Annotated in this window: 7 protein-coding genes; 4 read left to right on the top strand and 3 right to left on the bottom strand. The window is 66.1% G+C overall.

The annotated features are described in order from the left end of the window. Window positions 1-753: 753 nt before the first annotated feature. Complete coding sequence (locus AB0L65_RS62445; RefSeq protein WP_364267383.1) at window positions 754-1,740, top strand: glycosyl hydrolase family 28-related protein; 987 nt, start codon at window positions 754-756, stop codon at window positions 1,738-1,740. Window positions 1,741-2,020: 280 nt separating this feature from the next. Here the strand turns inward: AB0L65_RS62445 and AB0L65_RS62440 are convergent, their stop codons facing one another. Then, window positions 2,021-2,854, bottom strand: coding sequence for a hypothetical protein (locus tag AB0L65_RS62440; RefSeq protein ID WP_364267380.1), 834 nt, complete (start codon window positions 2,852-2,854; stop codon window positions 2,021-2,023). A gap of 376 nt (window positions 2,855-3,230) precedes the next feature. Between AB0L65_RS62440 and AB0L65_RS62435 the strand changes: the two genes are divergently transcribed. Further along, window positions 3,231-8,951, top strand: a complete 5,721-nt coding sequence (locus tag AB0L65_RS62435) for a VWD domain-containing protein (RefSeq protein ID WP_364267377.1) — start codon at window positions 3,231-3,233, stop codon at window positions 8,949-8,951. A 154-nt stretch (window positions 8,952-9,105) separates the two neighbouring features. Here the strand turns inward: AB0L65_RS62435 and AB0L65_RS62430 are convergent, their stop codons facing one another. Both AB0L65_RS62430 and AB0L65_RS62425 read right to left on the bottom strand, forming a co-directional pair. Continuing rightward, on the bottom strand, window positions 9,106-9,582 hold the full coding sequence (locus AB0L65_RS62430; RefSeq protein WP_364267374.1) for a hypothetical protein: 477 nt from the start codon (window positions 9,580-9,582) through the stop codon (window positions 9,106-9,108). Between the two features lie 7 nt (window positions 9,583-9,589). Further along, entirely contained in the window at window positions 9,590-10,831 is a 1,242-nt protein-coding gene (locus AB0L65_RS62425; protein WP_364267371.1) for a helix-turn-helix transcriptional regulator, read from the bottom strand. Between the two features lie 114 nt (window positions 10,832-10,945). Here AB0L65_RS62425 and AB0L65_RS62420 point away from each other — a divergent pair, with 114 nt between their 5' ends. After that, window positions 10,946-11,266 carry a hypothetical protein gene (locus AB0L65_RS62420; RefSeq protein ID WP_364267368.1) on the top strand — a complete coding sequence of 107 codons (321 nt, stop codon included), beginning with the start codon at window positions 10,946-10,948 and terminating at the stop codon, window positions 11,264-11,266. A 399-nt stretch (window positions 11,267-11,665) separates the two neighbouring features. After that, entirely contained in the window at window positions 11,666-12,748 is a 1,083-nt protein-coding gene (locus tag AB0L65_RS62415; protein ID WP_364267365.1) for a hypothetical protein, read from the top strand. Window positions 12,749-12,826 lie beyond the last annotated feature (78 nt).

Below are 12,826 nucleotides of genomic sequence, written 5' to 3'. Positions count from 1 at the left end.
CCTGGGAGACCTTCCAGCAGATCAACAACCCCGACGGCACGATCAGCCTCAAAGCCCAGGCCAACGGCAAATACGTGTGCGCCGACAACGCCGGAGCCTCAGCGCTCATCGCCAACCGCGACGCCATCGGCCCCTGGGAATCCTTCGACCTGATCACCCCACTCGTTCGCTGAAACAGGTCGAGCCAGGCGTGCGCCGGCCGTCATGTGACACTCCGCGGCGAACTCCACGAACGCCGGCTGGTGGGCCCGGCCCACCAGCCACCGGACGTCAGCCCGCTCCCGGCACGGGTGGCGGCTCACAATCTGGATCGATCCACGGTGAAGAGCCGGGGAACCGAGGGTTACACGATCTTGACGGACAGTTCACAGGCATGCATAACATGTATGTAGGCGGCGAGGACAGCGGCGTTTCCTTCGGCCGTCGTGGTCCACCCGTAGCGCCGGAAGGACACGTACATGCAGGAACCACTCAGCTCCCAACCCTGGAGGCAGTGGCACAGCGGACTTGAGCTGGACCGGTCATGGCCGTCGCCTGCGAGCGGGATAGAGGTCAACAGAGCGGAGCTCAAGAAGCGCTCGGCGCGAATCGTCACGGACGACCTCAGCTCGAAGCCACCCATCAGCGACGAAATGTATTCGCCGTTGTCCGGGGAGTGATCTCTAGGGGGGCTGTGGCGTGACGGAGCCGAAGAGTCCGAGCATGGGCCGTAGAGCGTTGTGGGGCACCGCCGCAGGGCTGGCGGGTGCCGCCGTGATCGCGAAGGCCTCGCCTGCGGCCGCGGAGACGGCCCCGCTGGACTGGTTCGATGTCAAGAACTACGGGGCGCTCGGCAACGGGGCCGATGACGACACCCCGAAGATCCAGGCCGCGATCGATGCAGCGGTGGCCGCTGGAGGCGGAACCGTGTACTTCCCCGCGGGAGCGTACGCGGTCACCCCGACGGCCGGCGGCCCGGCCTTGTCCATCGGCGGCAACGGAATCCGACTGGTCGGCGCGAGCAGCAAGGCCTCCACGCTGGTCAAGAAGGCGAACGGCATCCTGCTGCGTATGTCCGGAGCCCCGACCGACACGAGCGGGTCGAAACATCGGCGCTACTGTTCGATGGAAAACCTCGGGTTCAACGGCAATGGCAAGACCGGGTTGCTGCTCGAGCTTTACTACAATGACAACTCCTACTTTCGTGATGTTTTCATGTCGAGCAACAACGACCTGTGCATCGGCCCTCATCTGAAGGTGGACGCGTCCTGTAGGCATGTCTATGCGTCCAATATCTATGCTTACGCGGGTGGTTTTGCCTCCGGGTATTCCACTGCGCAGAACATCATCGCCTGGGCGGGAAGCGCCGGCGCCCTGGAGAACGTGCTGATCGCCAACAGTCCGTCGGCGGCCACGGTCAACTCCGGGATCGATCTCTACTCCGGCTCCGGCTCGACCGCCGTCCTGCGTAACGTCGTGGGGCGCTACTCCACAAAGCCGACCGGCACTCACATTTACTACGAAGCCTCAAGCACCGGCGATTTCCGGGTGGAGAACTGCTACGCGAACATCGGAGGGCAGTCCGGCGGTACCGTCCCGACCAAGAACCAGCCGAACCCGCCGCTGCGGATGGTCGCGGGCGCGGTCAGCGACGCCTCGTTCACGCACACCCCGGTCGACGGGACACTTGCGGTCGACTCGACCAACAGACGCCTCTACGTACGAGTAAGCGGCAAGTGGCTGTCGACGGCGCTGAGTTAGCGGCGGCCGGTCGGGATCCTGCGGCCGGAGACGCGTCCGTCCAAGGTGGCGGCATGACGCAGGACACCGGACCACGACGTCGGCGGCATGGCGCCGCTTGAGCAGATCGCGGTGCCGGCGCAGGACGGTATCCGGACGCACGAGGAGCTGCAGTCTGCAGACCGTCTCACGAGACCTACCCCGGATCAAGACGCCGTCGTGGTGGGTCGGCGGGAGGTGCCGGGCGATCCCGCTCAGCGGCCGACCTGGCGTTCTGGAGCCGAAGTGGAGGTAAGTCGGGTCACCTGACGGCGGACGGGACGATGTCGATGGCCTCGATCGACACGGCCGGGCGGAAGGTAAGGAAGGGATGCTCGTCGGTGTCGTTCAGGTCGGTCGTGACGAACCGCTCGGGCGAAGATCCCGGACGCACGACCCGGCCACCGGTGATGGCGAGGTAGCCGCTGAAGTTCCGCCTGGTGAAGCGGCGCTCGCTTCCGGTCGGGACGTCGATCGCGATGAGGGGGCTCTCGTCGTCGGGCTCCGGGTAGACGATGAGTTCCCGGTCGGACGTCCAGACGGAGTGCGCCCCGGGCAGGGCGACCCGATCCTCGTGGACGCCGATCACCTTGCCGGAAAGGTCGAGGACGACGGTGGTGATGACGTCGTCCAGCGTCAGATAGGTGGCGGCGAGGAGTCGCCCGTCCGGGGACCAGCTGATGGCGTCCTCCTGCCAGTAGCCCTCGGCCGACCAGAGCGGCTGCCGGGCGTCGGTGGCGGTCTCGATCAGCACGATGCCGACGATCTCGTCGCCCACGCCGGGGATTCCGGGTCCGTTCGACAGGTCGGCCAGGACGGCGATCCGGCTGCCGTCCGGTGAGAGCGCCGCCCGCACGAAATCGTCGGAGACGAACTCCTGCCGCGCTCCGGTGGCGAGCTCATGCAGCACCACCCGCATGGGTCCGGCGCCGTCGTCCTGCCGCGACAGGAACACCAGCCGGGTCCCGTCGGACGACAGCGACACCGTATTGCGGGAGAGGTGGGCCGGGAGCCCCGGGACGGTCACGAACTCGTCGCTGTCGGCGTCCAGCACGAGCACGGCGTCCCGATCGAGGCCATGAGCCGCGACGACCATCCGAGCCGCCCGCACCGGCCGTGAAGCCGGCGCGTCGAATGCGATTTCCCACGACCGGTGGACGACCACGGTACCTCCCAAGAGCGGATCCGAACCGCAGCATAGTCAACGATCACGGAACGTGGTGATTCGAGATCTGCCGCAATCCGATCTTCATGGTGTACCGTCCCGCTGCGATATTTATGTCCTATTTATCCGAGGTGAATGCATGCGGCGTCTCTGCGTGATTATGGCGTGTGTGCTCGTGGCGTCACTGTTAGGACCCGTCCAAGAGACATTAACGGCCAGAATGGCGGCAGCGGCAACCGAGGCCGCTGCCCAGTGCCCCCCGAACAGCAACGACTGGTCGAACGCCGGCAGAGGTGACAAACGCTGCGTGTTCAACCGCATGTACGCCACCCGCCGCCGCATCAACAACAACTTCTGCCTGACTGCCCGTCCCGCGCTCGGCACCTACATCTACCAGCAGCCCAACGAGTGCAGCGCCGGCGGCGGCATCGAGTCCATCGGGCAGGCGCGCGCCATCAAGTACCTGAACGACCACCTCGGCGTCCCGCCGCCCGCACAGCCCGGCGCGGTCATCAACCCGGACGTCCAGTGGGAGACGTACCTCAACAACGGCCGCGATCGGCCCGACATCGTCTACTACGACCGGATCGGCACCAGCTTCGCCGAGGTGGTCGAGGCCAAGGTCAAGGGCAACCAGGACTATGAGGGCTGGGCACGCCAGGTCGGCCGGTACGTCTCGGCGATCGCCGCCAACGGCGTCAACGGCGTCCGCGCCGGGTCGGTCCTCGACCGCTGGGGCGGGTACGAGGACTGGTTCCAGGTCTACGGCAAGGAAAAGACGTGCCCGCTCGGTGGCGGCAACAAGGGGTTCCAGCTGTCCACCTACAGGGCCACCTCGCCGGCCTCCGGCCTCCTGGACATCCGGGAAGTGAAGAAGGAGCGCAAGTGCGAGAGGCAGAAGGACCCGGCGGATCCCAACAGCCCGCCCGCCAAGATCCCGGTCGTGGACGAGGACGACGACGACTTCAAGTGGGAGCCCCCGGACTACCTTCTGCCGCTGATCAGGGGCATCCGGACCGTCGGTCCGACCACGCTCGCCGAGGACATCGGCGCCTATGGCAGCGTCGAACTCGCCGCGGCCGAGCTGACCGCTGAGATCGAGCTGTTCCTCGCCAGCCAGGCGGGCAGGGCGTTCCTGATCGATGCCGGCTTCGCCACGATCGAGATGGCTCTGGCGCTCGGCGTAGTGGCGCTGGTCGGCCTCATCCTGTGGTGGTATTTCACCCACCACGGCAGTCTGGTGAAGGGCGAACCACACTTCACTACGCCGGACGGCCTGGGCTACGACCTGCAGTCCGTCGGCGAGTTCATCCTCGCCCAGTCCGACAAGTGGAACCTGGAGATCCAGGGCCGGCTCAGCCCCGCCAGCGGCGGCAGGGACGTTTCGGTGATGTTCGACGCCGCGATGGAGGCCGGCGACCACCTGGTCGAGTTCCACGAGGACGACCTGTACATCGACAACGAGAAGCGCACGCTCGACACCGGCAAGCTCCTCTACCTGGGCAAGAACGCGTTCATCCTGCGCAAGGACGACAAGTGGGCCGTCATGTTCGACGGCGTGGCCGGCCCTGCCCTGTCCTGGAGGAGGGGCGCCGCCAGCCTCTACGTGCCGCCGACCCCCGACAGTGACCTCGTGGGCCTGCTCGGCGACGCCGACGGCAACCCGAAGAACGACCTGCGGCTGCGGGACGGCACCCAGTTGCCCGCCAACGCCTCGCCGACCGTGCTGCACAGCAGCTTCGCCGACTCCTGGCGGATCGACGACAACGAGTCGCTGTTCACCTACGGTCCGGGCCAGAGCACCGCGACCTTCACCAACAAATCGTTCCCGGCCAAGATCGTCTCGGTCGCCGACCTGACGCCCGAGCAGGTCCAGCTGGCGACCACGCAGTGCGAGGCGAACGGCGTCCCGGCGGGCCTCCAGTTCAACGACTGCATCCTGGACATCGCGCTCACGGCGGACACTTCGTTCGCGAAGGCCGCCGCCGAGCAGACGAAACCCATCCTCGACCCGACGGCGCAGACCGTCAACGAGGACGGGGACCTGGCGATCGACTTCCAGGGGGCGCTCAGCTCGAACGTGCGGCCGTCGCGGGTGTCGACCGATCCGGCGGTGAGCACGTTCGCCGGGCCGTTCAGCGGGACGGATTCGTACCGGTTCTACGCACAGGCGCTACCGTCTCACAAGAGCGGGACGCTGAGCTTCGACCTGCTGGCCGTCGGCGACTGGGCGTCCGACTCCGACACCGAGACGGTCCAGGTCGAGACCGACCGCGGCACCCCGTACACGATCACGCCGAGTACGCTGACGCCCGTCGCGACCGGGAAACTGGCGACCGGCCTGCCGTGGGCCAAATACCGGATCACGATGCCGGTCACCCACAACAAGAGCCAGATCGAGTTCAAGACCACGGCCACCGGGGTGGCGGGCATCTCGAACCAGGCGTTCGGGATCGACAACGTCAACCTCGACCTGGACGTCACGCCGCCACAGACGTTCACGGTGTCGCTGCCGTTCACGGCCTCGGACGGCGTCCCCGCCGCGGGAGCGGGCAACCTGGAGACCGAGGTCGCGCGCGACGAGTACCAGTTCACACTGGGCCAGCCGGGTTCGATCTTCGTCGACGCGCAGGAGTGCCCAGGGCTCTGGTTCAACTGGGAGCTGTTCAACGCCGCGGGCGCGAGCGTCGCCACCAACTCTCTGTGCGGTGGCAAGCGCCTCGACGGCCTCGCGGCGGGCGCGTACCGGCTACGCGTCTCACCGCACGAGGACGAGTTCGGCGCCTACAAGCTCAGCGCGAGCACGATCGCGCCCGACGTCGTCAAGACCGCGGCGATCGGCGGGCCGAAGGTGTCGCTGGCGACCACCCAGCCGGGCCAGTACGGCACCTGGACGTTCGCCGGAACAGCCGGCCAGAAGGTCTCCTTCGAGTTCACCGACGGCACCCTGAGTTCGAGCGGCGACGCCACCCTGCGGGTGAAGCGACCCGACGGGGCCGTCCTGGCGTCGCAGAGCTGCGGCAAGACCTGCTTCATCGACACCGAGACCCTGCCTGTCACCGGCACCTACTCGGTGGTGTGGGATCCGAAGGACGCCAAGACCGGCTCGCTCGCGCTGCAACTGTTCGAGGTGACCGACCTCACCGGGACGGTCGCGCTCGGAGCGCCCTCCACACTGACGAGCACGGTTCCCGGGCAGGACGCGTACTGGTCGTTCGCCGGTAAGGCCGGGCAGCGTATCGCGTTCGGGGTCAGCGGGCTGACCAGCTCCGCCTACGCCTCGGTCCGCAAACCGGACGGGACGCCGCTGTACGGCTCCACCTACTGCTCGACGGCCTGCGCCTTCAACACCATCACGCTTCCCGCGGACGGCACCTACACGATCGTCGTCGATCCGACCGTCGCGCGGCCGGGGCCGATGACGGCAGGGGTGATCGCGGGCGATGTCACCGGCTCCCTGACCGTCGGCGGGGCACCGGTCGAGCTGACCACCACCGGGCCGGGGCAGAACGCCACCTGGTCGTTCGCCGGGACGGCCGGTCAGCGCATCGCGTTCGCCTTCACGGGCGGGACGTGGGACAACAACGGGTACGCACGCGCCTCGGTGCGCAATCCGGATGGAACGGACCTGTTCAAGCCGGCCTACTGCAAGGCGTCGTGCACGTTCGACACGGTCACGCTGCCGGTGACCGGGACCTACACGGTGGTCGCCGACCCGTACGGGGCGGCCGTGGGCTCGATCTCCGCGCAGGTCACCGCGGGCGACGTCACCGGCTCCCTGACCGCCGGCGGGGCACCGGTCAAGCTGACCACCACCGGGCCGGGGCAGAACGCCACCTGGTCGTTCGCCGGGACGGCCGGTCAGCGCATCGCGTTCGTCCTGACGGGCGGGACGTGGGACAACAACGGGTACGCACGCGCGTCGGTTCGCAATCCCGACGGATCGGACCTGTTCAAGCCGGCCTACTGCCAGCCGTCGTGCGCGTTCGACACCTCCACGCTGCCGGAGACCGGAACGTACACGGTGGTCGCCGACCCGTATGGAACGGCCGTGGGCTCGATCTCCGCGCAGGTCGTCGCGGGCGACGTCACCGGGACGCTCACGCCGGGCGGCGCCGCGGTCAAGCTGACCACCACCGAGCCGGGGCAGAACCCGACCTGGTCGTTGGCAGGAAAGTCCGGGCAGCGGATCTCGATCACGATCTCGGGCGGAACGTTCACCAGCGCGCAGGCGTCGGTGCTCGGACCGGACGGCTCGGTCTTCCTGCCGAAGAAGTCCTGCTCCACCTCTTGTTTCTTCGATGCGACCGTACTGCCGGCGGACGGCACCTACCAGGTGGTGGTCGACCCGGCCGGCATCTACACCGGCTCGGCCTCCGCCCAGGTGAACCTCGTGGCCCAGGACGTGGCGGCGCAGGTCACCGTCGGGGGGCCGGCGTCCACGCTGACGACCACGATCGCCGGACAGCACGGCGTGTGGACGTTCGTCGGGACCGAGGGGCAACAGGTGTCGTTCAACTTCACCGGTTCGACGTTCACCTCCAGCTCGGACATCAAGGTCAAGGTCAAGAAGCCGGATGGAACCGACCTGGTCGCCGACACCCGCTGCGGCGTCAACTGCCTGCTCGAGCCGACCGTGCTGCCGGTGACCGGTACCTACACGGTCGAGCTCAACCCGCAGAACGCCAAGACGGGTTCGCTGGCCCTGCAGCTCTACACGGTGACTCACCTGACCGGCAACGTCATCGTCGGAGGCGCCACGTCCAGCCTCACGACGACGACACCGGGCCAGAACGGAACCTGGTCCTTCTCCGGCACCTCGGGCCAACTCGTCTCGTTCAACTTCACCGACGCCAACTTCGCCAGCGCGACCGGCGCTCGGGTGTCGGTGAAGAAGCCCGACGGCACCGTGCTGGTAGCGGCCACCTACTGCGGCCGCAACTGCTTCCTGGAACCGATTGCTCTTCCGGTCGCAGGTACCTACACGGTGGAATTCGACCCACAGGATGGGAATGTCGGAAAGCTGACCGCTCAGCTCTACACGGTGACTCACCTGACCGGCAACGTCACGGTCGGAGGCGCCACGTCCAGCCTCACGACGACGACACCGGGCCAGAACGGAACCTGGTCCTTCTCCGGCACCTCGGGCCAACTCGTCTCGTTCAACTTCACAGAGGCGAGTTTCGCCGGCGCGACCGGCGCTCGGGTGTCGGTGAAGAAGCCCGACGGCACCGTGCTGGTAGCGGCCACCTACTGCGGCCGCAACTGCTTCCTGGAACCGATTGCTCTTCCGGTCGCAGGTACCTACACGGTGGAATTCGACCCACAGGATGGGAATGTCGGAAAACTGACCGCTCAGCTCTACACGATCACCCACCTGAGCGGCAACGTCACGGTCGGAGGCGCCGCGTCCAGCCTCACGACGACGACACCGGGCCAGAACGGAACCTGGTCCTTCTCCGGCACCTCGGGCCAACTCGTCTCGTTCGACTTCACCGACGCCAACTTCGCCAACAGCACCGGCGCCCAGGTGACGGTGAAGAAGCCTGACGGCACCGTGCTGGTAGCGGCCACCTACTGCGGCCGCAACTGCTTCCTCGACCCGGTGGCCCTGCCGGCCACAGGCACGTACACCGTCGAATTCAACCCGCGAGACGAACAGGTCGGCAAGCTGACGCTGAGGACCTACTCGGTCGCCGACCTCTCTCCGGTGAGCATCACCATCGGTGGTGCCACCTCGACCCTGACCACCATGACCCCAGGCCAGAACGGAACCTGGACCTTCAACGGCACCGCCAACCAGAAGGTGACCTTCACGTTCACCAACTCCAGTTTCGGCAGCTCGGTCGACGCCCAGGTATCGGTGAAGAAGCCCGACGGCACCGCATTGGTCTCCCCCACCTATTGCGGCCGCAACTGCACCATCTCCGCGACGACTCTGCCCGCCACGGGCACCTACACCATCCTCTTCGACCCCAAGGCCGAAAAGACCGGCGCCCTGACCGTCAAACTCGCGCTGGCGAGCTAGATCGGCACCGGCGGCGTGGGCTCGGTGGTGAAAGCCACCGACCCCACGCCGCCGTGGCTTTGGGATACCGCTCAAGAAGGCGCGACGGTGGCTCCATCGCCATGGCCAGGTCGCGGGTGCGTAGGGAACCGCCGACCTCTTTGAGCCTAGAGACCTAGTCTCGTCGGGCTCCTTCGGGCCAGATCACCCGTACAGGCACTCCGCGCCGCCTGGCCTCGGTCACCACGTCAGCTGTACCGCCATACCCCCGAGCGGGCTGACCGTCCCAGACGGCGAACAACACATCGGCGTCGTCCAGCATCCGCGCACTGGCCGTCATGTGCGACTCCGAACTGGACTCCACAAAGTCCAGCCTGCGAGTTCGGACCGCCCGGCCCAGCAACTCGTCGTATGCAGCATGGCACTCCCCCGGCAGCCCGTCCCGATACTCCTTGGCCGGGATCACAGCCTCCAGCACACCGCCGAGGTCGAGTACCGCGCGCGCGAAGATCTGATCGGCCCCATCCGCCAGGCAGGACAACCCGGTGACGCGAGGACAGTACTCCGCGAGCGCCTTATGTACCGCCCCGTCAATCAGTACGGCGGTCTCCTCCGGCAAGCCCCGATGGCCGGACACAGCGATGCGAACCATGATCCCCCTAGATCAGAGTGGCGTGAAGACGTTCGTCGAACGAGCGCAAAGCGCTGGACGACGGCCCGGCATACGATCGGCGGAAGGTCTTGACCCGGTGCAGGACACGCTCAGAGCCATACGTCGTCGCCACAGTGAGCGCATTGGACGCCAGATACAGCGCCTCGTCGTAACGCCCCGACATGGCCTCAGCCGCCGCCACCTCCGTCATGAGCACACCCCGCTGCTTGGCACCGGGTTGGGCCGACGACAGCGACTCGTTGAACGCGGCAACGGCTTCAACCGGCCGCTTGAGCCGTACCATCACCAGGGCCCGATACCCCGCCAGCTTGGCGTGATCGAACGGGAACACCCACGGCCAGGGCGGCGCGACGGCCCGCTCACCAGCCCGTACCGCCGCCTCAGCCGCACTCAACGCCTGAAGCGCCGCCGCCTCGTCTCGCGCGGTCGCATGGCCGAGCGCTTCCAGGCTCGACAGCCACGCGCGAGCGATGGCCGGTGGCCGCTCACCGATCTCCCACCGCGCCCTCGCCAAAAGATTCAGTCCGATCAGCGAATCGTCGGCGTCGATCTCGAAGGCGGCCAGACTGCCGATCATGTACGCGCCCAGCAGCGCATGGTTGGCCTGTCGTGCACTGTCGACGGCGCGACGGTAGTAGAGGCGCGCCGAACCGGTGTCCTGCATGTCGGCATGCACCCAGGCCGCGAAGCCTGCCGCCTCACTCAGACTGGCCCGGATCTCGTCAGCATGCGGAGACCGCGACGCGCGGCCGAGAACGCGGCTCGCGAGATCCACCTGCGCCGCAGCCGGGCGAGCGAGTTCACGCGCAGGCGTGACAGCCTCCAACCGACGCTGGGCGCCGGTGATGCTGGTCAGCGTGGCGGCCGTCGTCTCGTCCACATCCGGACGCTTGGGCAGGGCCACGCCTGCCAGCGCAGTCAACGCCACCGCCTTGCCGAAATCTCTGCGCTTCGTCGGATCGTCATCCCCTCGGGCTCCGAATCGGAGCAAGTGAAGCGGCACCCCGATCTGGATGGATATCTCCCGAACCTGGTCCACAGTGAGCGGCTGACGGCCACGCAGCACTTTGGACACCCAGCTCTGGGAGTAGCCGACCGCCTCAGCAAGCTGGCCCTGCGTCCAACCGTGCACCCGCCGCACCTCTTCGAGGATGGTTGGTAGATCGCACTCGGCGAGAGCGGCGGCCACAACTGGCCCGGACCAGAACTGCGGCGGTATCTGGGTCACAACGCTAGGTTAAGCCGCCGCCCTCGGCCGTACCGATATTCGTGACGGGAATAGGCGTACCACCAGCAGCACTAGGCCGTTCACCTGCGGTTTCGTGACGGCGACGCTCAGTACATGAACGCACTACCGCCTCCACCCCTGGCCGCCGCACAACGGCTGGCCGCTGCTCTTTCAGAGAAAGGAATCACTACCGACGTCCATCACGACTACGGCACGCCCATGGTGTCGGTCTGGGTCGGCCTGATCGTTTGGTGCGCGGACGGCACGTACTGGTGGCGCACCGGCTGGAACCCACGCAGACACCGAGCGATCTACGCAGGGCATCCCTTCACCCAGCCGGCCCGCGCCGCCCACCGAGTCGCTCTTCGCTACACGGAACTGCGCATGGCACACCCGCTCTCGTCGCTCATCGCCGGAGCGCAGCCGTGCCTCTGAGACCGTGCAGCAAGTGCTCAGCAGATTCCCCGGCTGGCAGATCACCGACATGTCTGGAGGCTGGGTCGCCATGCGAATCAACTTCGTGCCCAAGAACAGCGGCCTCTCCAACGTGCGTTGTGGAGAGACCTTGGAGGAGCTGGCCGGGAATCTACACGCCGAGATCAGGCAACAGAAGTCACGGCAGCCTGCGGTAGCCGGGTAATTCGATGGCAACCCGACCCGGAGCGCAGGGACTTCCAGGCCGGAGCACCAGCAGCGGGCGGCAGAGCTTTCCCGTGCCTCAAGTCCGATTACTGAGCTCCACTCATAATCTCCCTACAAACCACCCAATCGTTACAAATTGGACTAATCATTGAATGTGCACCCTACTTCATCGACTCATGTCATCATTTCAGGATGACCAAAGATCCAGCACATATCGATCTTCAAACATCAGGGCAACCAATACAACTCGACGCCGTTAACGAGCGGGAAAAATATACCGTCCGCAAGATCCGCGAGTACTTCTACGTGGACCTTCAACGAGTGCGATCGTATTACGCTCAGTTGAACAGAGGCGTCATCGAAGGCATCGTTTCCAAAGAGACCAAGACTAGCAAAGGCGAAGCACAGGCCAAGCTCATGGGATTTGGTCCCAGCGGCTCCCGAGAGTCAGGCACAGCGCGAGAGGAGACCAGGTCTCTACACGAGCTGAGTGCCGTGATCTTCGAAGAGATCTGCGACCGCGAGTCGCTGATCCACGAGGTCGGCGCACTGCTCTCGGATCGAGAGGCGTGGGCCACAGGGCGAGTCCACAGCGAACTATATGAGGGGCAACTCGTCCGCTTCACAGGCTCCCTCGACGTCCACGACCCATCCTTCTTCGGTCAACGCGTTGATCAGTTCCAACGCTTCGTCTCGGCCTTCGTTGGGATCACAATGGCGGAGCAGGAAGCTCAAGCCGCTACGCCACCGACCCGCCAGGGAGGACGTACATCGCCAGGGAGTCGGGGGAGGGATAGCGGGCAGGTCCGTGCGGAACTTAAGGCACGACTCATCCAGGAGATGCTTCAGGGACTGAGCTCCGAGAAGGTCGCGGAAATTAAAGAGCTTGTCTCATCGCTCGCCAACGACGCTGTAACACTCCGAGCGTTCCCCCTCGGAGACAGCCACCGCGAGTTCAACCTTTCGGGCTCTTTGCTGAGCCGCAGCGAGTACATGCAGAACGAACGCGAAGAGCTCTACAGCCGCTATGGCTACACCCTCGACAGCTGGACGATGATCGCCCAGATCGCGAGAATCCCTTCAAAGCCTGTTGCGTCTGATTCGGGCTTCCAGATCGACGGCGAGCTGATCTCGAATGGACGCATGGACAGGATCGCCATGGAACGAGTAGGAGTTGCGCTCCTCAAGTACATCGAGGACTTCGGATTGGCCGAAGGCCCAACTTACCCATCGATCTCCGTGACGCCCTTGGCCGTCTATCGCGAGGTTTTTTGATAGAGCGAGGCACGGATTCAGCGCGTGGGCGGTGCTGGCCGCGACCGGCCCCCAGGCCGCAGCGCGGCCAGCGGCCGC

Origin of the sequence: Nonomuraea sp. NPDC052116 (assembly GCF_040680035.1) — a bacterium.
Classification (GTDB): Bacteria; Actinomycetota; Actinomycetes; order Streptosporangiales; family Streptosporangiaceae; genus Nonomuraea; species Nonomuraea angiospora_A.
Note: the sequence above shows the minus strand (reverse complement) of the source record. Positions and strands in the feature narration are given on the sequence as shown.